Source organism: Variovorax saccharolyticus, assembly GCF_030316765.1.
GTDB classification, from domain to species: Bacteria; Pseudomonadota; Gammaproteobacteria; order Burkholderiales; family Burkholderiaceae_C; genus Variovorax; species Variovorax saccharolyticus.
In genome coordinates this window covers 292,923-316,952 of the sequence record NZ_JASZYT010000003.1, presented here as the reverse complement: position 1 = coordinate 316,952, position 24,030 = coordinate 292,923, and the positions used below count along the sequence as shown (strand labels likewise).

The 24,030-nt window shown below is 67.4% G+C and carries 13 protein-coding genes; 3 read left to right on the top strand and 10 right to left on the bottom strand.

Annotated elements, in window-relative coordinates; translation table 11 throughout:
- Positions 1 to 9: 9 nt before the first annotated feature.
- Entirely contained in the window at positions 10 to 894 is an 885-nt protein-coding gene (locus QTI45_RS12130; RefSeq protein ID WP_286654524.1) for a universal stress protein, read from the bottom strand.
- Positions 895 to 1,083: 189 nt separating this feature from the next.
- On the opposite strand from QTI45_RS12130, the gene QTI45_RS12125 reads away from it, so the two are divergent.
- Positions 1,084 to 1,920: an alpha/beta fold hydrolase gene (locus QTI45_RS12125; RefSeq protein WP_286654523.1), complete on the top strand. Its 837-nt coding sequence runs from the start codon at positions 1,084 to 1,086 to the stop codon at positions 1,918 to 1,920.
- Positions 1,921 to 1,977: 57 nt separating this feature from the next.
- On the opposite strand, the gene QTI45_RS12120 is transcribed toward QTI45_RS12125, so the two are convergent.
- From QTI45_RS12120 to QTI45_RS12080, 9 genes are all read right to left on the bottom strand, one after another.
- Positions 1,978 to 2,289 carry a hypothetical protein gene (locus QTI45_RS12120; RefSeq protein WP_286368621.1) on the bottom strand — a complete coding sequence of 104 codons (312 nt, stop codon included), beginning with the start codon at positions 2,287 to 2,289 and terminating at the stop codon, positions 1,978 to 1,980.
- 187 nt (positions 2,290 to 2,476) lie between these two features.
- The gene (locus QTI45_RS12115) at positions 2,477 to 3,076 is read right to left on the bottom strand and encodes an SCO family protein (protein ID WP_286654522.1); all 600 of its coding nucleotides are present in this window, start codon (positions 3,074 to 3,076) and stop codon (positions 2,477 to 2,479) included.
- A 49-nt stretch (positions 3,077 to 3,125) separates the two neighbouring features.
- Positions 3,126 to 4,910: a multicopper oxidase family protein gene (locus tag QTI45_RS12110; RefSeq protein ID WP_286654521.1), complete on the bottom strand. Its 1,785-nt coding sequence runs from the start codon at positions 4,908 to 4,910 to the stop codon at positions 3,126 to 3,128.
- Between the two features lie 32 nt (positions 4,911 to 4,942).
- The gene (locus QTI45_RS12105; RefSeq protein ID WP_286654520.1) at positions 4,943 to 6,280 is read right to left on the bottom strand and encodes an HlyD family type I secretion periplasmic adaptor subunit; all 1,338 of its coding nucleotides are present in this window, start codon (positions 6,278 to 6,280) and stop codon (positions 4,943 to 4,945) included.
- A 25-nt stretch (positions 6,281 to 6,305) separates the two neighbouring features.
- A complete protein-coding gene (locus tag QTI45_RS12100; RefSeq protein WP_286654519.1) occupies positions 6,306 to 7,988 on the bottom strand; it encodes a type I secretion system permease/ATPase in 1,683 nt (560 codons plus the stop codon).
- Between the two features lie 54 nt (positions 7,989 to 8,042).
- On the bottom strand, positions 8,043 to 8,399 hold the full coding sequence (locus QTI45_RS12095) for a hypothetical protein (RefSeq protein ID WP_286654518.1): 357 nt from the start codon (positions 8,397 to 8,399) through the stop codon (positions 8,043 to 8,045).
- A gap of 16 nt (positions 8,400 to 8,415) precedes the next feature.
- Positions 8,416 to 19,389: a peroxidase family protein gene (locus tag QTI45_RS12090; RefSeq protein WP_286654517.1), complete on the bottom strand. Its 10,974-nt coding sequence runs from the start codon at positions 19,387 to 19,389 to the stop codon at positions 8,416 to 8,418.
- 555 nt (positions 19,390 to 19,944) lie between these two features.
- Positions 19,945 to 20,544 (bottom strand): GNAT family N-acetyltransferase, encoded by a 600-nt coding sequence (locus QTI45_RS12085; RefSeq protein WP_286654516.1) that lies wholly within the window; start codon positions 20,542 to 20,544, stop codon positions 19,945 to 19,947.
- A 1-nt stretch (position 20,545) separates the two neighbouring features.
- Positions 20,546 to 21,130 carry a helix-turn-helix domain-containing protein gene (locus QTI45_RS12080; RefSeq protein ID WP_286654515.1) on the bottom strand — a complete coding sequence of 195 codons (585 nt, stop codon included), beginning with the start codon at positions 21,128 to 21,130 and terminating at the stop codon, positions 20,546 to 20,548.
- 128 nt (positions 21,131 to 21,258) lie between these two features.
- Here QTI45_RS12080 and QTI45_RS12075 point away from each other — a divergent pair, with 128 nt between their 5' ends.
- Together QTI45_RS12075 and QTI45_RS12070 are read left to right on the top strand one after the other, a co-directional pair.
- Positions 21,259 to 22,107, top strand: a complete 849-nt coding sequence (locus QTI45_RS12075; protein ID WP_286654514.1) for an aldo/keto reductase — start codon at positions 21,259 to 21,261, stop codon at positions 22,105 to 22,107.
- Between the two features lie 4 nt (positions 22,108 to 22,111).
- Positions 22,112 to 23,932 carry an SLC13 family permease gene (locus QTI45_RS12070; RefSeq protein WP_286654513.1) on the top strand — a complete coding sequence of 607 codons (1,821 nt, stop codon included), beginning with the start codon at positions 22,112 to 22,114 and terminating at the stop codon, positions 23,930 to 23,932.
- The last annotated feature ends 98 nt before the right edge of the window (positions 23,933 to 24,030 follow it).

Genomic DNA, 24,030 nt, shown 5'->3' with positions numbered 1-24,030 from the left:
GCGCAGCGCTCAGGCGGACGGGGTGGGTGCCTCGGCGATCGAGAGGACGTCGTTCTCGGCGCGCTCGAGAATCCGCTGCGCGACGCTGCCGATCAGGAGGTTCAGCAAACGGTGCCGCGGATGCGTTCCCAGCACGATCAGGTCGTCGCAGCGGGCCTGCCCGTGGGCTTCCAGCAGGCGACCCGCATCACCCTCCCTGAAGATGAAGCGCACCTGCTCCCGCAGGGCCGCAGGCAGGGCGGTTGCGGCCAGCTGCGCATCGCCCCGTTGGCGGGCCTGCACCAGGCGGGCGTCGTCGTCCTTCGTGGCGCCCGCCGCCGTGGCGAGCGAAGGGCCGGGCTCGAGTGCATGGAACACGCTGAGGGCGGTCGTCGGGAACAGGCGCGCCGCCTGCTCCAGCGCATGTCCGGAGGCCGAAGAAAAATCGCTGGCGACGATGAGCTCCTCGTAGGGGCGGCGGGCGCGTTGCCGCACTGCCAGCACGGGCACGGTCGAGCGGCCGAGCAGCGCGTCGATGGTGGAGCCGACGACCGCGCGTCCCATGCCTTCGTGCTTCGAGACGCCGACCACGATGAGGCCGCAGTTTTCCTCGTCGGCGATGGCCAGCAAGGTGGCAACCCGATCGCCGCGCTCCACGCGCACCGAGATGTCGATGTCGTCCCGCGCCGCGTCGGCTCTGATGCGCCGTTCGGCTTCGCGCTGCTCGGCGCCCCGCTCGCGCAAGCCGCCCGGCGTCGCGGTGGGCTCGAGAACGGTGGCGACGACCAGGCGGGCGCGCCAGCGATGCGCCAGCAGGAGGGCACGGTCCAGCGCTCGATCGGACCGGCAGCTCAGGTCGGTGGCCAGCAAGATGCTGCCGACCGGATGCTTCGAGTGGGAAGGTGACATCGTCATGGGCGAAGATTGTGACGCGGGAACTGCTGCTGGTACGGCGTCGCTCGCCGGAGCCTTCGAGCCCGCGCATATGTTCAAACCGCGCGCGCATGGTGCAAGACTTGCTTGGAGCATCCGTGCAGAATGCCGCGTGACCCGCGTCTGGCGCGTCACTCGAACCCAACCGAATTTCAGAAAGGCCATCACGACATGAGCACGATCAAGACCAAGGACGGCGTAGAGATCTTCTACAAGGATTGGGGACCCAAGGACGGCCAGCCGATCATGTTCCATCATGGTTGGCCGCTTTCCAGCGATGACTGGGATACGCAGATGCTGTTCTTCGTACAGCGGGGCTACCGGGTGATCGCGCACGACCGGCGCGGCCACGGGCGCTCGGCGCAGGTCAGCGATGGCCATGACATGGACCACTACGCCGCCGATGCCTTCGCGGTGGTCGAGGCGCTCGACCTGAGCAAGGTTTTCCACGTCGGCCACTCGACCGGCGGCGGCGAGGTCGCCCGCTACGTCGCGAAGCATGGCCAGCCCAGTGGCCGTGCCGCCAAGGCGGTGCTCGTGAGTGCGGTGCCGCCGTTGATGCTCAAGACCGCGGGCAACCCGGAAGGCCTGCCGATCGAGGTCTTCGACGGCTTCCGCAAGGGGGTGGCAGACAACCGGGCACAAATGTTCCTCGACGTGGCGGCCGGTCCGTTCTATGGCTTCAACCGCGAAGGCGCCAAGGTCTACCAGGGCGTGATCCAGAATTGGTGGCGTCAGGGAATGATGGGCAGCGCCAAGGCGCACTACGAGGGCATCAAGGCCTTTTCCGAGACCGACCAGACGGCCGACCTGGAGGCGATCACGGTGCCCACGCTCGTCCTGCACGGCGACGACGATCAGATCGTGCCGATCGCCGATGCGGCACTGAAGTCGATCAAGCTGCTGAAGAATGGCACGCTCAAGGTGTACAAGGGCCTCCCGCACGGCATGCTCACCACCCACGCGGACATCATCAACCCGGACTTGCTGGCGTTCTTCACGAGCTGATCCGCGACTTTCGGTTCGACTTCTTCATGCCCCGCACCGGGTACGGTGCGGCGGCCGTCACCCCCACGACGGCAGCTGCCGCAGCGAGTCGGTCGGCCGTCCGACGATGTCGACGCCGGTGATTCCGCGCCCGCCGGGCAGGAGCTCGACATCGCAACTGACATTCCATCCGTGGCTGTCGGTTCGTTGCACCAGGCAAACCTCTTCGCCCGCCGCCAGGAGCTCCACGCAGTCCCGGACGCTGATCCGCCGGGCTGGGCCGAGGGCCAGCCCTGTCGTGCCGAACTCCTTCTCGACGACCGAATGAACGGCGACCAGATCGATCTCGTCGCCTGCGTAGTGAACCGCTGAAATTGCATGCTGGGCCATTTGCGACCTCCATTCGTGGCAGGGCCAGTATGGCTTCGGAGCCGGCTTGCGTGAGTCTGCCTACTGCGGACGCGGGTAAGGCGTTCCGCCGAACCGGCGCTGCGCCGAACGATTGAACTCGCTGCGAACCCCTGATGGTCGAGCCCGATTCGCAGACTCTCCCCGCGGACGCACGGTTCCGGCGTGATCAGCCGGCCTTGCGATCGACATGCAGGATCGAGTTCACGATCTGCTCGGGCGCCGCCAGCGCCGGCGCCATGCCCCAGCGATCGATGACGTCATTGCCGATGCGCAGCATGCCGGTGTGCCGGGTGGACTCCTTGTCGACCTTGGGATCGGGATCGAAGAAGCCGAGCGCGAGACGCACGGCCTCGACGTTCGCCCGCGTCCCGGTCAGGAACAGCCAGCCCGGATGCACGCCGTGCATCTCCGCGTACTCCGCGAGATCCCGCGGCGTGTCCTGCTCGGGCCGCAACGTGATCGAGTACATGAAGATGTCCTTGCCGATGCGGTCGCCCAGGAGCTCCTGCACGCGCACCAGGTTGTTGGTCATGAGCGGACAGATGCCTTCGCAATCCGCGTACATCATGTTGATCGCGACCACCTTGCCGCGGACCAGGTCGCGATAGAAGTTGACCGTGGACCCCGTGTGGGTCTTGAGTTCGACGTCCGGAATCCGCCGCCCGCCACGGGTCGCGGGCGTCGCCTCGGCTGCGATGGCGCCGGTGTCGAGTGCGGCCAGCGCGGCGGCACCGAGCCCGGCGAGCAGGTATCTGCGGTTGTTCATGGGGAACCTCCTTCGATTCGATGTGCTTGCGTCATGTCGCCGATGGTCTTCACACGATGTCCCACCGGAGCATCATGGCGTGGTCCTCGTGCGTGAGGTTGTGGCAATGCATCATGTATTTGCCGTAGAAGTCGCGAAAGCGCAGGAACACCCTGATCGTCTGGGCCGGACCGAGGATGTAGACGTCCTTGCGCCCCCGCTCGTTGGGCGGGATGGCGACGTTCACGCCATTCACGGTCTTGCTCAGGATGCGGCCCTCTTCGAAGTGGATGTGGATCGGGTGCTGCCAGCCGTTGTCCGGATTGACGAGTTCCCAGATCTCGGCATTTCCCTTGGGCACCGAGACCCTGGGCAGCAGGGAGTTGAAGAACTGGCCGTTGACGGCCCAGTTGCCGTTGGTGCGCGAGAACACGAAGCGCCGGACCGGCAGCGCCGCGAGTTCCGCGGCCGAGGGCAGGTCGCGCAGCGGCCGCAGCAATGCGGGCACCAGGCTAGTGTCGGGCGCTTCGCGGTCGACGATGAACTTCAGCAGCTGGGTGCCGGGTGCCTGCGCATCCCTGGGCTGGCGCGTTTCGGTCTGCACCAGCTGGTTGACGAGGAAGAGCTCCGTGCCCAGCGGGAAGTTGGCGAAGTTGATGACGATGTCGGCGCGCTCGGCCGGGCCGATCCTGACCCTGAACTGATTCGCCAGCGGGGCCGGCAGCAGGTTGCCGTCGTTGGCGATGATGGTGTAGCCGTACGACGTGGTGCGGTTCTTGTGTTGCAGGTAGAACTCGTAGAAGCGCGTGGGCCCGCCATTGAGCAGCCGGAAGCGGTACTTGCGGCGCGCCACCCGCAGCACCGGCTCGATCTTGCCGTTGACCGTGATCTTGTCGCCCAGCACGCCTTCCGGATTCAGCTCATCGAAGAACAGCCGGCCGTTGGCATCGAAGCGCTTGTCCGAGAAGCTCAGCGGATAGTCGTAGGCTCCGCTCGGCAGCTTGAGGCCGCTGTCTTCGCTGCCGCTGTCGAGATCGTCGAAGATCATGTAGCGGCCCATCAGCCCCTTCAGCACGTTCGGGGCCGTCACGCCTTCGGAGTGGTCGTGATAGAAGAGCGTTCCCAGGGCTTCGCGCGAATCGCCGATCGCGCTGGTCGCGCTGAATTCGTCCAGTCCGGCATAGAGGTTGGGATAGAAATGGTCGTTGAAGCTCCCGGCTCGGGTCAAGGTCGGGCCCTTCAGCGTCGCACTGTAGAAGTCGCCTGCAAAGCCGTCGCTTTCCGAAGGCGTGTGCATGTTGTGCAGGTGCGTGGAGATTTCCGGCGAGCCGAATCCGGTGTGGTTCGCCGGCAGTTCGTTGCGTATGCGAACGATCACCGATTGGCCGTAACGCGCATGGAACGTCGGGCCCGGGGTGGTCGCGACCGTGTCCATGTTGCCTGCGTAGCCCCAGATGGCCTGCGGCGGATACGCAGGGTTGAACACCCAGTTCGGGTTCTCCTTGGCGGTCAGCTGGTACAGCAGGGGCCGCCCGGCCTTGCCGGCAACGCAGAGTTCATCGTAGCGCTGGTGATCGGCGCGCCCGCACTCGCCACCGCCGGTGTTCGCGCTGGTCATCGGCATGGGGTCGAGCGCATCGAGCGCCGATAGCGGCGTGATCGCCGTGGGCAGTTCCTCGGCCCATGGCGTGGTCGCCGGGCTGGGCAGCAGCGGCGCGACCTGCGCCTCGCTCTTCCTTGGCGTCAGCACCAGGGGCGCTGCCGCCGTTGCGGCCACCGAAGCCTTCAGGAAGCTGCGTCGCTTGCCGTCGATGTCCGAAGTCGCGGGCAAGCGTCGTGTGGATTCTTTGCGCATGATGTACACCTCTCTTTGAAAAAGAACGACCGCTACATCTGTCTCCCGGCCCGGCGCAGGGTCGACATGATGGGTTCGGCCAGGTACTGGAGCGCCGTCTGCGTGGCGCCCTGGATGTAGACCTCGGCGGGCATGCCCGCCTGGAGCTTGAATTCCTCGATCGACTTGAGCGAATCGGGGTCGGCGATGATCGTGACGCTGTAGTAGGGCAGGCCGGTCTGCTTCTCGATCAGGCGGTCGCCGGCGACGTAGGTGACCTTGCCGGTCACCATCGACGTGTTGCGGTACTTGAAGGCGGTGAACTTCACCCGTGCGCGCTGGTTGACGTGCACGTTGCTGATGTCTTCGGGACGGATGCGCGCCTCGATCATCAGCTGCGTGTCGCTCGGCACGATGTCCGCGATCGCCTCGCCCGGGCCCACCACCGCGCCTGGCGAGTTGAACTTCATGTCGATGATCTCGCCGCTGGCCGGCGCGACCACGACCTGCCGGTGGGCGGCGTCGTCCGACTTGCGCTGCTCCTGCTCGATCTCGCCCAGGCGCTGGGTGGTGGCCTTGAGCTGGTCGCTCGCCGCCTTGACGTATTCGTTGCGGATCGACTGGATGCGCAGGTCGATCTCCACCAGCCGCTGGGCGGCACGCGCGAGCTCCGTGCGCCGCTCCTCGAGCTTGGCCGCGTACTCCATCACCACCGATTCGAGCTGCGAGATGCGGCTGGCAGAAATGAAGCCTTCCTTGATCAGCCCGCGGTTGGCCTCCAGGTCGCTGCGCTGCAGCGCCAGCGAGTTTTCCGCCTGGGCGATCTGCGCGTTGACCCCGACGATTTCCTGATGCACGCGGTCGCGCTGCGTCTTCATCAGCGTCGTCGCGCTTTCAAGGGAATGGCGCTGGGCCTGGAACAGCGCGCTCTCCTTGGCGAGGGCCTGGCGGATGCGCTCGTCCTGATCGGCCGCCTGCGCCAGCTCGCCCGGGAAGGCGAGCATCTTGGCAAGAGCCTGTTCGGCCTCCAGGCGCACCAGCATGACGCGTTCGATCTGAACCCGGTAGTTCAGCCGGTTGCGATCGGCATCCACCCGCACGTCGCCCAGCACCAGCACCGGATCGCCGGCGTTCACGCGCTGGCCGTCGCGCACCAGGACCTCGCGCACGGTGCCGCCTTCCAGGTGCTGCACCGGTCGCCGGTTGAGATCGACCTTCACATAGGCTGGCGCCACCACCGCCATCGACAGCGGCGCGAAGCTCATCCACAGGGCCATCGGCAGGATCGCTCCGACGATGATCCAGCAGCCGCCGCGCACCAGGCGCCTGGCGTGAACCGCGCTGCTGCTGGGCGTGTCGTTCGCAGCGGGTCGGAGTGTGGCGGTGTTCATGGCCTGCAAGTCCTCGTTTCGCTCGTCAGGCGGCCTTCTGGCCGACCATCACCTGGGCCTGGCGCTGCATGTCCTTCATTACTTCGCCTGCCGGCCCGAACTGCTGGACGCGGCCGGCCGCGAGCACCAGGATCTTGTCGACATGGGCGATCAGCGAGGGCCGATGGGTCACCACGACCGATGTCACGCCCTCGTCGCGCAACGCGCTCATCGCCTGGGCGAGCGCGATCTCCCCGGCGCCGTCCAGGTTGGAATTCGGCTCGTCGAGGATGACCAGCTGCGGGTTGCCGTAGAGGGCGCGCGCGAGCGCCACGCGCTGGCGCTGCCCGGGCGAAAGCCGCGCGCCGTGCTCTCCCACCGGCGTGTCGTAGCCCTTCGGCAGGGTCAGGATCATCTCGTGCGCATTGGCCCGGAGCGCGGCGGCGACGACCGCTTCCGAATCGACCTTGTCCAGGCGCGCGATGTTGTCGGCCACGGTGCCGTCGAACAGCTCGACGTCCTGGGGCACGTAGCCGATGTAGGGGCCCAGCTGCTCGCGCGGCCAGTAGGAGACATCGGCGCCGTCCAGGCGCACGTGGCCGCTGCTGGGCGTCCATACGCCCGTCAGCAGGCGGGCCAGCGTGGACTTGCCGGCAGCGCTCGGGCCCACGATGGCGAGCGCCTCGCCCGGTGCCAGGCCGAAGCCGACGCTCGCGAGGACCAGCGTCTCCGAGCCCGGCGCCCGGTACGTGATGTTCTCCACCGCGAGTCGGCCTTCGGGCCGCGGCATCACGACGCGCAGGACGCCGCTGTCGAAATCCTTCGCCAGTTCGCTGAGCCGCCGATAGGCCGCGCGGCCCTCGATCAGCAGGCGCCAGCTTCCCACCAGTTGCTCCACGGGCTGCACCGCGCGGCCGAGCAGGATGCTGGTCGCGATCATGATGCCGCCGGAGGCCTGCTGGCTCAGCACCAGGTAGGCGCCCAGCGACAGCATGAGGATCTGGATCGCCTGGCGCACCGCCTTGGTCCCGGTGGTGAAGGCGGCCCCGCTGCGGCTGGCGCGGGTCTGCATCGCCGCCACCTGGTCCTGCAGCGTGCGCCAGCGCACCAGCAGGCGCTGCGTCATGCCCAGGGCCTGCAGCACCTCGGCATTGCGCAGCGAGCTCTCCACGTAGTGCGATGCTCGCCGCCCTTCGTTCTGCAGCTTCTCGAGCGCCTGGCGATTCACCCGGTCGTTGAGCCAGGCCAGGGCCAGCATCAGGAGGGCGGAGAACGCGGCGCCGATGCCCAGCGCGGGATGGAACATCCAGATCACCGCCACGTAGACCACCACCCAGGGCGCATCGAACACCGCGATCAGGCCGTTGGCGGAGAACACCGAGCGCAGCGCCGCCACATCGCGGATGCCCTCGGTCTTCGTTGCGCCCGGGGTCCGTGCCGCGCGCTCCACGATCGCGTTCACGACCGGCGGCGAGAGCCGCTCGTCCAGCAGGATGCCGACGACGTTCTGCAGCCGCGTGCGAACGTAGTCCAGCAGCATCAGGATCAGCAGCGCAGCGCCGGTTCCCGCGAGCAGGACGATCAGCGTCTCGTGGCTGCTGGTCGAGATGACGCGATCGAACACCTGCAGGGTGAAGAACGCAGGGGCGAGATACAGCAGGTTGATGACGAACGAGAACGCCGCGATGTAGCCCAGCAGCGGACGCAGGTCGCTCCACAGGTTTCTCATTCGAATCTCCTCCAATGGCCTTCCCAGGCCGTTCGCCGTTCGCTCCGACGGCTTCTACTGCGGCCGCTGGTCGTGCGCGGCCGTTGCGCCCGTCTTGGCGCCTGCCGTCGCTTCCAGCGCCTTCACGCGCCTGGCAAGCTGCTCCATGGCCAGCATCTGCTGCGCATAGGCGCGTGCCAGCTGCTGGGTCACATCGCTCAGCCCCTTGATCGCGATCGTCAACTCGTCCTTCTTGGTGTTGACCATGTTCATGCGCGCCATGACCAGGGTCGCGACCTCGCGCGGATCGGAGATCGACCGGGCGTTCTGCTGCTGTGCGGACGGCCCCCTGTCCGGAGTCGGCTTGCCCTGCGTGCCGTTCACGGCAGCGGGCTTCTGCGGGCCCGCTGCCTTGGTGGTTTCATCGTCCATGGCATGTTCCTCCTTGTCACGGAGTGAGGATGAAGTCGGCCTGCGTGATGACGTTGGTTCCGTCGCCCGTCACGCCCAGCAGCGTGATGGTGTTCACGTCGTCGATCGTGACCAGCGTGTTGGCGCCCTGGTCCAGAATGTCCACGCGATCGACGAAGTCGAGCGCGGTGATGCCGAGCGCCTGCAGGTCCATGCGGTCCTGCGCATTGGCAGCGAAGCCGGTGATCGTGTCCAGGCCGAAGCCGGTACCGAACAGGAAGACGTCGTTGCCGGCACCGCCGTTCATCGAGTCGTTGCCCAGGCCGCCGGTCAGGCGGTCGGCGCCGGCGCCGGTGTTGATGATGTCGTCGCCGTCCTGCCCGTCCACCACGTTCGCGCCCACGTCGACGTTGATCACGTCGTTGCCCTGGCTGCCGATGAAGTTCTCGACAGCGACCAGCGTGTCGCTGCCGGTGGCGGCGCTCGTGGCGGTGCCGTTGCCTGCGGCATTGGTCGTGATCGTCGCCCCGCTCGAAGTGCCGGCCAGGGTGTAGGTGTCGTTGCCTGCGCCGCCGGTGTAGCTGTCGTTGCCGTCGCCCTGCGTGGCAACGAAGGTGTCGGCGGCGGCGCCGCCGTTCACGGTGTCGTTGCCCAGGCCACCGGTGATGATGTCCTGGCCGGCCTCGCCGTTGAGGGCGTCGTTGCCCGCGCCGCCATCGATCAGGTCCGCGCCGCCGCCGCCGTTGATCGTGTCGCCGCCGCCGCCGCCCTCGAGGGTGTTGGCGCCGTTGCTGCCGGTCAGGACGTCGCCGGCCGAGCCGCCGACGACATGCTCGATGGTCGCCAGCGTGTCGGTGCCGGTCTGCGCACTCGACGAGGTGCCGGCCGCGAGGTTGACATTCACTGCGACCGTGATGGCCGAGACGTCGTAGGTGTCGTCGTTGCCGCCGCCCCCTGCGTACGAGTCGTTGCCGTCGTTCAGTGTCGCCCGGAAGGTGTCGTTGCCGGCACCACCGGCGAGCGTGTCGCCGCCCGCTCCGCCGGTGAGCGTGTCGTCGCCCGCCCCGCCGGTCAGCACGTTGGCGCCGGCGCCGGCGAACAGCGTGTCGTTGCCGCTGCCGCCGGTCACGTCCTCGATGTTCGAGATCGAGGTGAAGCCGGTGGCCGTGCCGGCGACCAGGTCTACGGCAACCGCGGTCGTGGTCGCGCCGTAGTTCAGCAGGTCGTTGCCCGCTCCGAGGTTGGCCGTGAACGATTCGACATTGCTGGCGCTCGCCCCCGCGAAGGTCGAGATCGCCGTGCCGGCCAGCAGCACCGCCAGCGTCTGGGCACCGGCTGCACCGAGGATGTTCACGCGGTCGCTGCCGTCGCCGCCGTCGATGGTGTCGTTGCCGTCGCCGATGTTGTAGGTGAAGGTGTCGTCGCCCTCGTTGCCGTTGAGCGTGTCGGCGCCGGCGCCGCCATTGATGGTGTCGTTGCCGGCACCACCGTTCACGATGTCGGCGGCTGCGCCGGTGCTGATGGTGTCGTTGCCGGCCTGGCCGTCGACCACGTTGACGCCTGCATCGAGCGTGATGCTGTCGTTGCCCTGGCTGCCGATCACGTTCTCGATGTTGTTCAGCGTATCGGTTCCGGTCCCGCCGCCGTTCGCGCTCGTCGCCGTGACCGTGACGCCGCCGGCCACCAGGATCCCGGAAAGGTCGTAGGTGTCGGTGCCGGCATTGCCGTTGTAGCTGTCGTTGCCGTCGCCCGCGGTGGCGATGAAGCGGTCGTCCCCGGCGCCGCCTGAGACCGTGTCGCCGCCGTCGCCGCCGGTGATGGCGTCGTTGCCGGCGTCGCCGTTCAGGGTGTCGCCACCCGCGCCGCCCAGCAGGGTGTCGTCGCCCGTGCCGCCATTGAGGGTGTCGGCGCCGGCCCCGCCGTCGAGCAGGTCGTCTTCGGCATTGCCGCTGATGATGTCGTTGCCGCCGTTGCCGATGATGACGTCCTGCCCGGCATTGCCGTTGAAGATCTCGGCCGCGTTGGTGCCGATGATGGAATCACCGGTCACCACGGTCGGCGCCGAGGTGACGATCTCCGGGTGGCCCTGCAGGTCGGTGTAGGTCACGACCACGCGCAGCTGCCGATTCACCTGGTCCTGGCCCGGCGTGAAACTGGCGGCGGTCGCGCCCGCGATGTTGGCGAACACCGCCCCGCCGCCCGGCGTGGTGCTCTGCTGCCACTGGAAGTGGAACGCGGCAGGATCGGTCGGCAGGCCGTCGGCGTCCGTGAACTCGATGATCGCCTGCACCGCGAAAGTCTCCGTCGGCGTGATGTCGGAAATGCGCAGCACACCCACCGGCAGGGCGTTGTTGCTCTCCACCGGGGCCGTGGGTTCGGAGAACACGTTCTCGAGCACGCCGAGGTCGTCCTTGTAGACGGCGCGCACGCGCAGCGCGGAACCGACTTCGAAGCCGCGCGGCGTGAAGGTCGGCCCGCTGGCTCGCGCCACTTCACCGCCGACGTTCTCGATGAGGATGTCCTCGAAGATGCCCGGGCTCACTTCGACCTGCCAGAAGTAGGCGATCGCATTGGGGCTGATGGCGCCGGTCGGATTGGTCGCGCTGATGTTGTCCGCATCCGTCACCAGCAGCGCCGACGCTGTGAGCACCTGGTCCTCGGTCGGCGTCGTGTCGCTGATCGTCAGGAAGCCGGTGGGCGGGTCGTCCGAGCCGTTGAGGATGAAGGCCTGGTCCGCGAACTGCAGGCGTTCGATGTTGCGCAGCACATCGGTTCCGTCGCCGCCGGCGACCAGGTGCCTGACGATCACGTCGCCTGCTGCGTTCGTCTCGGTGAAGTCATAGTTGGCGGCGATGTCGGTGAACACCGCGGTGTCGAAGTCGGTGCTGCTCCCGGCATGGATCTCGCGCACGATGCTGATGTCGCCCGGATTCAGGTCGCCTGCGAACACGCGTCCCATGAGTTCGGTCATGTTGTCGGCGCGCACGAAGCCGCCCAGGCCATCGGGCGCCTTCATCCACACGTCCAGCCAGGCGTCGCCGTCGATGATGTCGTCGCCGCCGCGGCCTTCGATGATGTCGCTGCCGCCGCCGCCGAGGATGATGTTGCCGGCGCCGAACGAGGTCACGTTCGTGTCGAGCGCGCGATTGAGCAGATCCTGCAGGCCGTCGATGAGGCCGATGTTGGTCAGCACGCTGCCCCGCGCGCCCGACAGGGCGATGGCGTCGGCTTCGAATGCGTCGCCGCGCAGCACGTCCGCGAACTGCGATCCGGACAGGCCTTCCATGGACACGAACCGTGCCAGCACCGTCGCGTTCGACAGCGGCACCGGCGTTTCGTCGAAGGCCCGCAGCTCGAAGTCGGCGGTCACGCCGAACTGGTCGTCCTTGAAGACCGCCCAGTCGAAGCCGGAGAAGCCTTCGTAGCGATCGAGGTTGCCGCCGTTGCCGACCATGATGTCGTCGCCGCCTTCGCCGTCCATGCGGTCGGAGATGGTGTTGCCGATGAAGACGTCGTTGCCGGTCGCCAGGTCGCGGTTGAAGGCATCGAAGTTTTCGCCGGCGCTGCCGTCGGCCATGCCCCATTCGATCCAGTCGTCGCCTTCGTTGCCGAACACGAACTCGTTGGCGCGCGCACCGAGGATGAAGTCGTTGCCCGGTCCGCCGAAGGCCTCCGAGGCGTCTTCGCCGGTGACGATGAAGTCGCTGCCGAAGCCGCCGAGGATCAGGTTGAGCCCGTTGCCGCCGTGGATCGCGTCGTTGCCGTCGCCGCCCTGCATGTTGTCGTCGCCGCCGACGTCCGTCATGATGTCGTCGCCGTCGCCGCCGATCACGAAGTCGTTGCCGTCGCCGCCTTCGAGCCGGTCGTTGCCGGCGTCACCATAGACCGTGTCGTCTCCGACGCTGGCGATGAGGGTGTCGTTCGTCAGGTTCGAGCCTCCGAGCACCACGTGGTCTTCGCCGGTGTAGTGGAGGTAGTTCGGGTCGCTCGGGTCGTCGGGGTTGCTGCGGAGCACGACGCCGGCCGGGTCGTCGCGTCCGTCCGGGCCCAGGCCGGTGAGCTGCTTGGTCGGGTCGACCTCGAGCGTGAAGGCCGGCGTCGAGAACACGTCCATCGGCAGGTGCGTGGCGTCGGTGTTGGCCATCACCAGGCGGGCGAAGGAGTTGTTCTCCAGTTCCGTCAGGAAGTTCAGGCCCTGCGTGCGCTCCAGGTAGTAGAAGCGGTCGCCGTCCTGCAGCTTTTCCATCTGCTCTTCGAAGACGAAGTTGAAGGTGGTGCCGAGCATGCCGCCGAAGGGCATGTTCTTCTCGGCCAGGCCGCCGATCCAGAAGTCGATGTCATCGACGCCGGTGGTGGTCACGCCGGTCGACGAGTTGGCGTAGGCGCCGGTGCTGTTCAGGAAGGCGAGCCGGTCGGCATTGAAGGCGGCCACCTCTTCCGGCGTCAGGCTGGGGTCCGAAACCCCGAGCACGAGGTTGGTCGCTGCCAGGCGCTTGTCTGCCACCGAGTTGGCCGCCAGGATGGACGCATGCGTGCCGTAGGCGGCAATGAAGTTGATCAGCGAGGCCTGGTGCTTCAGGTGCGGCAGAAGATCCACCCAGCTCGAATAGGGCTTGAGCTGGCTGTCGCCCGTGACGTCGTAGAAGTCGCGGCGCGCCGCATTCAGCGAGGGCACGCCGGTGTCGCGGCCGCGCAGCAGGTTGATGGTCGCGAGGTCGAGCGGCAGGCCCAGCAGGTTGTTGCGCAGTGCCTCGGTCACGAACTCGTCGATCTGGTTGCCGGGCTGCCGGGTCAGGCCGCGCGTGATGGCGCCGGCAGCCTCTTCAGGCGTCGGGCCGCTGGCCGCGAACTCGAGCGGATTCAGGAAGGCCGCGATCAGGCCGAGCTGCTGGTCCGGGTCCGCCGAATTGGGATCGCCCACGACGTTGAAGTTGGCGTCGAAGCGGTCCACCGTCTCGGTCAGCATCGAGTGGCCGAAGCGGTACACGGTGTGCGCGAATTCGGCAACGATCGACGGATCGATTTCAGTGTCGTAGACCTGCGTCGCGGCAAAGAAGATGTCGACCTGAGGCTGCACCTTGCGGGCGAACTCCTCGAACACCAGGTGCTGGTATTGCATCTCGGTGCCGAAGCGGGCGGCCTGGAACAGCCGTTCGCCGTTCCAGTTCAGTGCATTGATCCCGGCCTGGTCGGTCGGCAGGGCAGCGACGGGCGAAAGCAGCCACTGGTTCAGGAAATCGACATCGTTCGATGCCAGGGCGACTTCCCTGGTGAGCTCCACCAGCCGGTTGTGCTCCGAGTGGAACACGTGGTGGACTGTCGTCAGCCCGATGTTCTCGTTGGCGCGGCCGTCGCCGGCGATGTAGTGCGCGTCCAGCAGTTCGTTGTCGTAGTGGGTCGCGTCGGCGCCGCCCACGGTGCCGCCCACGGTGGAGTTGGTGTCGGCGGTCAGCACCTGTCCGCGGTCGTTGACCGGGCTGGCGGCATGCGCGATGTCGTTCAGGAAGGCGTGCCCGGTGCGTACCGCGCCGATCGCGAGAGTGTCGATCGGTGCCGCCGGATTCCCCGCCACCACGACGTCGTCGGCCGTGTTGAAGATGCCGTCGGCGCCGGCGCCGGTGATGACCTGCGCGAAGCCGTTGGCCGCCGGGATGAACTTGCCGTAGGCGTCGGTGCGCAGCAGCGGCAGGTTGAGCACGTCCAGGTCGGTCAGCGCGATGCCGAGCAGGTCGCGCGCCTGCGCCTTGACCACGCCCCAGGTCGCCATGCCGCCGATCTCGGTATCGTCCGCGGTGCCGAACTTGCCATCGAGGCCCAGGTCGCGATTGGTGATCAGCTTGCCGGTCGAGACCGGATGCCCTTGGCCGTCCAGTTCGTAGGCGCGCAGGAAGACCTGGTGCGAGGGATGCGAGGTGTAGGTCTGGTTCTGGTCGACGAAGGGCGTCGTGGTGTTCTGGGCTTCGATCGTGTTGTCGGCGGCCTCGTTGACCGCGGTGGCGGGGTTGTCCACCAGGATGCCGTCCGCACCCGGGCCCGCGAACTGCGTGGCCCGCGTCAGCACCAGGAAGTTGGCATTGCCGCCCGGGACGTAGAGCGGGTCGTCCGGCTGCAGCGGTACGAAGATGGTGCCGTTGCCCCCTTTGGTCACGAGGTCCAGGCCGTGGTCGAAGAACTGGCCGAAGAAGGTCATGAAGGCGTTGAACGGCGCCGAGAGGCCTTCGTCCGCTGCCGTGTTCGGAATGAAGTTGACCTGCGTGTCGTCGGCGGTGCCGAAGCGGCCGTCCAGGCCCGGGCTCGTGATGCTCGTGCCGAGGCCAGCGGTCGCCGGGTTGTGGTCGGTCTGGTCGACGATCAGGTTGGAGATCGTGCGCGGATCGGCGTCGACCACATTGCCGCTGCCGGCGTAGTTGGTGTTGGTCAGCGGGTCGCCCGGGCCGAGGGCGATGGAGTCGCCGTCCAGGTCATTGCGGTAGGCTGGATCGAGCAGGCGCGGGAACAGATTGTCGGCGGCGCCGAACTCGGTCTGGCCCTGCACCAGGTTGTTGAAGGAGCCGTCGACCGTGCGCAGGCCGAAGGCCACGCGAGAGTTCGGCAGGATGTCGTGCAGGTCTTCGCCCGCCGCGTGCCGCTCGGAGATCTGGATCTGTTCGAGGATGAACTGGAGGTCCGAACGGATGAAGCGCACGCCCGGGCTGCTGACCAGCGTCTCTTCCGGCGGATCGACCGGCGGCGTGAGGGGAGCGCCGGCAGCGACCGGGGCGGTGGCGGCCGAGAACACGTTCTCCATCACGCCGTTGGCGTCTTCGTAGACCGCCCTGACCCGCAGCGAGAAGCCTTCGAGATCCGGCCTGATCCTGAAGCTGGTGCCTTCCTGGGTCGCGGGCAGGTCGCCGACCTCGCCGTCGACGTCCTCGAAGATGCCCGAGCCGGGGACCGGCTCCCATTGCCAGATGTAGGCGACGGCCCGGCCTGCCAGGTTGCCCGATGGGTTGCTTGCAGAGACGTTGTCCGCATCGATGACGTCGTCCGCGGTGCTGTTGGGCGTGAAGCCGAAGGCCGACACGCTGATCAGCTGGTTCACTTGCGGCGTGGTGTCGCTGAGCGCCAGGGTGCCGGTCGGCGCATTGTTGGTACCGCTCAGGACCACGGCCACGTCGCCGAACTGCAGTCGCTCGATGTTGCGCAGCGTGTCGGTGCCGTCGGTGCCGACGTTGTCGGTGACCGTGGTGACGCCGTCCGTCCCGGTGGTGACGGTGTAGTTGCCGCGCGGGCCCGAGAACACGGCGGTGTCGAAGTCGGCGCTGTCCGAGTGCAGGATCTCGCGCACGATGCTCAGTTGGCTCGGATTGATCTCGCCGGAGAGCATGTACGGCACGAGCTCCTTCATGCTGTCGACGCTGGTGATGGGCGTCGCGCCCGCCACCCTTGGCACGTGGTTCGACACGGCGATGCGGACATTGAGCCAGGCGTCGCCATCGATGATGTCGTTGCCGCCACGGCCTTCGATCAGATCGGCGCCGTCGCCGCCGAGGATGATGTTGCCGGCGCCGAAGGAGGTCGTGCCCTCGGGCAGGATGTCTCGCAGCCCGGTGATGAGGTCGATGTTGGTCAGCACGCTGCCGTGGAAGCCGGCTTGCGCGATCAGGGTGGCGTCTTCGTTGTCGCCGCGCAGGAAGTCGGAGAAGGCCGATCCGGACAGGCCCTCGGTGAAGGCAAAGCGGTCGAGGATGCCGGCGGTCGACGGCGTGATGCCCAGTTCGATGAAGTCGTTGACCACCATGTTGGCGGTGACGCCGTACTTGTCGAACTTGTAGCTGGCCCAGTCGAAGCCGGAGCCGCCGTCGAAATGGTCCTCGCCGTCGGAGCCGGTGAAGATGTCGTCGCCGCCTTCGCCGATCAGTTCGTCGAAGCCGCCGCCCGAGATCAGCACGTCATTGCCGATGACGTTGTCCTGGTTGAGGGGGTCGAAGCTGTCGCCTGTGGTGCCGTCCTGCGTGCCCAGTTCGATCCAGTCGTGGCCTTCGTTGCCGAAGGTCGGAAGGTTCGACTTGGCGCCGAGCACGAAGTCGTTGCCCTGGCCCGCGAAGACCGTCGAGACGTCTTCGCCCGTGATGATGAAGTCGCTGCCGTTGCCGCCGACGATGGTGTTGAAGCCGTTGCCGCCGTGAATGACGTCGTTGCCGTCATTGCCCTTGAGCACGTCGTCGCCGCCGCGGTCCGTGATGATGTCGTCGCCGTCGCCGCCTTCGATCTGGTCGTTGCCGTCGCCGCCTTCGATCCGATCGTTGCCGCCGTCGCCGTAGATCGTGTCGTCGCCGATGTTGGCGACCATGACGTCATTGCCCGCGGTGCCGCCCAGCACGACGTGGTCATCGCCGGTATAGCGCAGGTAGTTGGTGTCGGGCCCCGCGGTGTCGGGGTTGTCGCGGATCACCAGCGGGACCAGCGCGCTGCCGCCCTCGGTCGGATCGGCGCGGTTGTCGGCGCCGAGGCCGGTGAATTGCCTGGTCGGGTCGACCTCCAGGATGAAGCCCGGCGCCGAGAAGATGTCGGCCGGCAGATGCGTCGCATCGGTGTTGGCCATCACCAGCTTGGCGAAGGTGTTGTTCTCCATCTCGGTGAGGAAGTTGAGGCCGGCCAGGCGCGAGAGGTAGTAGAGGCGGTCGCCGTTCTGCAGGTTCTCGAGCTGGGTCTCGAAGACGAAGTTGAAGGTCGAGCCGAGCAGGCCGCCGAAGGGCATCTGCTCCTCGGCCAGGCCGCCGATCCAGAGGTCGATGGCATCGACGCCGGTCGTCGTGACGCCGGCCGCGGTGTTCACGTAGGCGCCCGTGCTGTTCAGGAAGTCGTGACGGTCGTTGTTGTCGGCGACGAAGATGCGCTCGGTGCCGCCCACGCCGCCCGCGTTGATCACCGCGCTGCCGCCCAGCACCAGGGCCGCGGCCACCGCGCGCTTCTCGTCGACGGTGTCGACGTCGGTCGCGGTCAGCGCCGAATGCGTGCCGTAGGCGGCGATGAAATTGACCACCGATTCCTCGTGCTTCAGGTGCTGCGTGAGGTCGACCCAGCTCGAGTAGGGCTTGAGCTGCTGGTCGGCCGTCATCTCGAAGAACTCGCGCCGGGCCGCGTTCAGCGTGGGAATGCCCGTGTCGCGTCCGCGGGCGATGTTGATCGCCGCGAGGTCGAGCGGCAGGCCCAGCAGGCTGTTGCGCACCGCGTCGGTGACGAACTCGTCGATCTCGTTGCCCTCCTGCCGCGTCATGCCGCGCACGATGGCGCCGGCCGCCACCTTGGGCGCGAGCGTGCCGTTCTCGTTGAACTCGAGCGGATTGAGGAAGGCGTTCAGCAGGGAGACGTCGTTGGCGACGAAGTTCGGATCGAGCCGGTCCACCGACTCGGTCAGCATCGTGTGGCCGACGCGGAACACCGCATGCGCGAACTCGGCGACGATCGCTGGATTGATGTCGGTCGCGTAGTTGGTGTCAGCCAGGAACTCGTCGATGTTCGGCGACATCTTGCGCGCGAACTCTTCGAACACCAGATGCTGGTATTGCATTTCGGTGGCGAAGCGGGCCGATTGAAAGAGCCGCTCGCCGTTCCATTCCAGCGCCTGCACGCCGTCGGCCTGGTTCGAGCCGGGCAGCAGCCATTGCGAGATGAAGGCGCTGTCGTTGGTGGCCAGGATCGTGGCCTTGATCTCGTCGACCTGCCGGTTGTGTTCGGAATGGAAGACGTGATGGACGGCCGTCAGGGCGATGTTCTCGTTGCCGCGGCCGTCGCCGGTGATGAAGTGCCGCGCGAGCAGCTCGTCGTCATAGGTGCCCGGCGCCGAGAGCCCGAGCGCGGAGTCGCCGTCGGCAGCCATCAGGTGGCCGTCCTGGCTGTTCACCGGGTTGGCGTCGTGCGCGATGTCGTTGAGGAAGGCGTGGCCGGTGCGCAGCGCGTTGACCAGCAGCGTGTCGATCGGGCTGCTGGCAGTGCCGGACGCCACCAGATCGTCGGCGGTGTTGACGATGCCGTCCGCGCCCGCGCCGACGATGACCTGGGCGAAGCCGTTCGCGTCGGGAATGAACTTGCCGTAGGCGTCGGTGCGCAGCTCCGGCACGTTCAAGACGTCGTAGTCGTTGAGCCGGATGCCCAGCATCAGGGCCTGCGCCTTGACGTCGGCCCAGGTGGTGAGCCCGCCGTCCGCGCCATCGAGCAGCTTGCCGGTCGCGATCGGGTGGCCGTTCGGCCCGGGCGTCATCACGTACTCGCGCAGGAACACCTGATGCGATGCATGCGAGGTGTAGGTCTGGTTCTGGTCGACGAAGGGCGTGGTCTGGTTGGTCTGGTCGCCGTTGGCATCCGTCACCGTGCGGGACAGCGCCATGAAGTTGGTGCCGGGGCTGCTCGGGTTGAACAGCGGATCGTCCGGCTGCAGCGGGATGAAGATGGTTTCGGTGCTGCTCTTGTTGACCAGGTCCAGGCCGTGGTCGAAGAACTGGCCGAAGAAGGTGAACCACGAGTTGAACGGCGCCGAGAGGCCGGCATCGGGCGCGGTATTGGGAATCTGCAGCAGCGTGCTGGGAGGAACCACCGCGCCGACCACGTCGCCGTCCAGATAGTGCAGCACGCCGTCGACGAATGTGCCCAGGCCGGCGTTCACGAAGGCAGCCACTGCGGCCGGGTTGTCGGTGGTCATGTCGGCGATCAGGTTGCTGATCACGCGCGGGTCGGCATCCGCCACGTTGCCTGTGGCGCCGTAGTCCGTGTTGGTCACGCCCGGGAAGGTGTCGCCATCGGCGTCGTTCCGGTAGACCGCCTCGACCAGGCGCAGGAAGGGATTGTCCGAGGCACCGAATTCGGTCTGTCCGGGCAGCAGGTTGTTGTAGGTGCCGTCTACCGTGCGCAGGCCGAAGGGTACGAAGGTGTTCGGGACCAGCGTCGAAAGGTCCGCCCCCGCTGCATGCGCTTCCGCAATGAGGATTTGCTGAAGGACGAACTCGAGGTCTGACCGGATCATCGATGCCATTTGGATTCTCCTCAAGAAAAAACCGAACGAGCTTCCCTGGCCTGAAGCGCCAGAAAAAGCGGCCCAAGATCAAGCACGCGGCCGACCGCGGTCAGCTACGAATTCGTATGGAAAGATGCCCGGCGCGCGACCACGCGGCCTTCCCGGAGGAAGGCGCAGCTCACGTCAGGGGGGCGCGTTCAGCTGGATGCTCGTCGTCGCCCGTGGGCGCGCCAGAAACCGGCGGCCATGCAATCGGAACGACGAGCGGCAGGTCCGTGGGTGGGGTCCACAGCCTGCGTATCCTCCTCGAAGCAAGTTCGAGCACTGACTTGCGGCCTATTCATGTTATTTCCTTAGCCACTTATCGATGACGCGGAATCATGTCGGCACGCCGGAGGTCGGAGGCTTTTGCGAGCACGGCTAGCGGTGGTCGAGCTGGTACTTTACGAAACCAGCCGTATCAACTGTACGAGTCGCATTTGAAAAATGCAAACCTTTTTTCTTACTACATCTCGCCTGACTTGCTGCTGAACTGGTGTTCAAGTCCCACTGTGCAGAGGGCGGGTGGGGTCTTCAGGGGATGCCGTCGGCCTCGAGAGCGGATGTTACAACCGCGGTGCGCAGCGCGGCCGGATCTCCATTCAGCCATCGATAGAAATAGGTAGTCGCGCACAGCCCGCCCTGCGGCAGCAGCGCGTAGCCGGGAATCACGCCGACGCGCTGCCAGCCGAGCCGGGCATAGAGGCGCTCGGCGCTGTCGCTGGAGGTGTCGAGCACCAGCAGCGACTTTCCGCAGTCGCTCGCCAGCTGCTCGGCCGCGCGCATCAGGGCCTCGCCCCAACCCTGGCAGCGCGCGCGGCGGTGTACCAGCATCTTCGACAGGTCCGCGCGATGCGGCTGGTTGTCGGGCTGGGCGAGCACCAGCTGCACGGTCCCGACGATGCCTTGCGTGTCCTCGGCGATCAACAACGCGCGGTCGCCGCGCTCGACGCCTTCGGCCACCTGGCGCCAGAAGGCCAGCGCCTTCGACAGCGGCAAGGGCTGCATGAAGCTCACCGACGCGCCGCCCTCCACGCAGTCGATCAGCAGTTCGGCGAGCCCGCGCGCCTGCGCGTCGGAGACCGTCTCGAGACGGCGGATGCTGCGCACGGCAGCGGGGGCATCGGCGTTCATTTCATCTCCAGGCAGAGGGCAGGGTGGCGATCACGACCGCATAGCGGGTGAGGCTGCGCGTCGGGTTGTGATAGCTCACGGGGCGATCCAGCGCGTGGGCCAGGCAGTCTCCGGCGCCGAGCCGATGGCAGACCTCGCCGACCGTGACCTCGATGCTGTTCTCGAGCACCCACACCTGCTGGTGGATGCGCGGCTCGCGGGCTCCGCTCTCGTAGGCGACGCGGGCCTTGGGCGGAAAAGCCACCTCGACGATCTGGATCGGCGACGACCCTGCCGGCGACACGTTGCGCCGCACATAGCCCGAATGCGGATCGCGCCACAGGGGCTGGTCGGCGAGCCGCGCGACCGGATCGTTTCCGGCGCGCGCCGGCTCGAACAGCGAGGCCAGCGCGACGCCCAGGCCGGTGGCGAGCTTTTCCAGCAGCACCGCGGTCGGACTGCTCTCCCCGCGCTCGATCAGCGAGATCATCGATCGGCTGACGCCGCAGTGCGTGGCCAGTGCGTCGAGCGAGAGGCCTCGCGCGGCGCGCAGCTCGCGCACCCGTTCGGCGATGCGGTCGTTCAGGCTGGATGCTTGTTCCGTCATGTTGGAGCAAGTGTCCGATATATTGGATGCCTCGTCCAGTGGCGGTTTTTCATCCGGACGCACGCCGCTTGGTTAGCATCGTGGCGACGCGGGGTCGGCGATCCCGCCCTGACCGAGAAGGAAGCCTGATGCGATACCTCGAACTGGCCGGTGGCGGGCGGATGCCCGTGCTCGGACTCGGCACCTGGAAGATGGGCGAATCGGCGTCGCGGCGGGCCGCGGAAGTCTCGGCGATCAGGAGCGCCATCGACATCGGCTACCGCCTGATCGACACGGCCGAGATGTACGGCGAGGGCGGCGCCGAAGAGGTCGTCGGCCAGGCCCTGGCCGAGGCATTGCGCGCCGGCGACGTGAAGCGCGAGGACTTGTTCATCGTCAGCAAGGTCTATCCGCACAACGCCAGCCGCAGCGGCGTTCCGAAGGCCTGTGCGCGCAGTCTTGCGCGGCTCGGCCTCGACCGGCTCGACCTCTATCTGCTGCATTGGCGCGGCGAACATCCGCTCGCCGACACGCGCGACGCCATGCGGGCGCTGGTCGCCGAGGGCCGCATCGGTCGCTGGGGTGTCAGCAATCTCGACACCGACGACATGGAGGAACTCGCCGCGCTGGGCGACGACTGCGCCGCCAACCAGGTCTACTACTCGGCGGCCGAGCGCGGCCCCGAGTTCAGCCTGCTGCCCTGGCAGCGCGCGCGCGGGATGCCGATGATGGCCTACAGCCCGATCGACCAGGGCGCGCTGGCCGCCGATGCCGGCCTGCAGAAGATCGCGCAGCAGCTGGGCGCCACGGCGGCGCAGCTCGCGCTGGCGTGGGTGCTGGCGCAGCCCGGGGTCGCCGCGATTCCGAAGGCGGTGCGCGAGTCCCATCTGCGCGACAACTTCGCGGCCGCCGGGCTGGCCCTGGGCCCCGAGCTGCTGGCCGAGATCGACCGCCTGCATCCAGCCCCGCGGCGCAAGAGGCCGCTGGCGATGATCTGAAGGCATGACGCCTCAACTCGGCATGGTCCTCGCGCTGCTGGGCGGCGCCGTGGCGATGTTCGCACTCGGGCGTCCGCGCACCGACGTGGTGGCGCTGCTCATGATCGCGGCGCTGCCCTTGACCGGCGTGATCAGCGTGCCGGAGTCTTTGGCAGGCTTCGCCGACCCGAACATCGTGCTGATCGCGATGCTGTTCGTGATCGGCGAAGGTCTGCTGAGGACCGGTGTGGCGCAGCGCCTGGGCGACCTGCTGGTGGCGCGGGCCGGCGGCAACGAGGCGCGCCTGATCGTGCTGCTGATGGTCATCGTGGCCGGCGTCGGTTCGGTGATGAGTTCGACCGGCGTGGTCGCCATCTTCGTGCCGATCGTGCTGCGCATCGCGCGCAACACCGGGGTGGCGGCGGGCCGCCTGATGATGCCGCTGTCGGTCGCCGCGCTGATCAGCGGCATGCTGACCCTGGTGGCGACGGCGCCCAATCTCGTGATCCATGCCGAGCTGGTGCGCGAGGGCTTCGAGGGATTCCGCTTCTTCAGCTTCACGCCCTTCGGCGTGCCGCTGCTGGCCATCGCCATCGTCTACATGCTGGTCGTTCGGCGCTGGCTCGGCGGCGCCCGGTCGCAGCCCAGGCCCTCGGGCCAGCGGGCCGGACTGGGCCAGTGGATCGACGAGTACACGCTGGCCGGACGCGGCTACAGGTTCCGCGTGCGGCCCGGGTCCGCGGCGGTGGGAAAGGTCTTCGACACGCTGGCCGCGGCCGCGATCCCGGGCCTCAACCTGCTGGCCATCGAGCGCCAACGCCGTTTCGCGAAAGACCTGCTGCCGCCGGGCACGCTGATCGAAGCGGGCGACGTGCTCTTCTTCGACCTCTGGAAACCCGGCGCCGACCTCGAGGGCCTCAGCCATCGTCTCGCGCTCGAGCGATTGCCGCTGGCCGGGGCTTATTTCTCGGAGCATGCGCAGCACATCGGCATGGCCGAGGTGCTGCTGCCGCCGGGCTCCAGCCTGATCGGCAAGACCGTGGTCGAGGCCCGGCTGCGTGCCCACCACGACGTCTCCGTCATCGGGCTGAAGCACGGCCGCACGGCCGAGCAGGGCGACATCCTCGACGAGCCCTTGAAGGCCGGCGACACGCTGCTCGTGGTCGGCCTCTGGCAGGCGATCCGAAGGCTGCGGTCGGACATGGACCTGATCATCTTCAACCTGCCGGCGGAGCTCGACGAGGTCTCGCCGGCGGCGTCGCGTGCGCCCTTCGCGCTGCTGTCGCTGGCGCTGGTCGTGGTGCTGATGGTCAGCGGCCTGCTGCCCAACGTGCAGGCGGCGCTGATCGGCTGCCTGCTCATGGGTCTCAGCGGCTGCGTCGACCTGCGCAGCGCCTACCGCGCGATCCACTGGCCGAGCCTGGTGCTGATCGTGGGCATGCTGCCGTTCTCGCTCGCGCTGCAGCGCACCGGCGGGGTGGATCTCGCGGCCCAGGCGCTGATGGACATCGTCGGCAGCGCCGGTCCGCGCACGGTTCTGGCGGTGATCTTCGCGGTCACGGCCGCGCTCGGCATGTTCATCTCGAACACCGCCACGGCGGTGCTGATGGCACCCGTGGCGCTGGCCATCGCGCAGCAGCTGCAGGCCTCGCCGTACCCGTTCGCCATGACCGTGGCACTGGCGGCATCGGCGGCCTTCGTCACGCCGGTGTCGTCGCCGGTCAACACGCTGGTGGTCGGGCCGGGCGACTACGGCTTCATGGACTTCGTGCGCATCGGCCTGCCGCTGGTGCTGCTGGTCGGGCTCGCCAGCATCGCGCTGGTGCCACTGATCATGCCGTTCTGAGGGACATCGGACCGCCATGCAGCCGGCCGGCGCAGCCAGGCCCATTCGTGAAACACCGCGGAACCGGCTTCGCCGGGCCGCTGGTGTTGCCCCCGGCA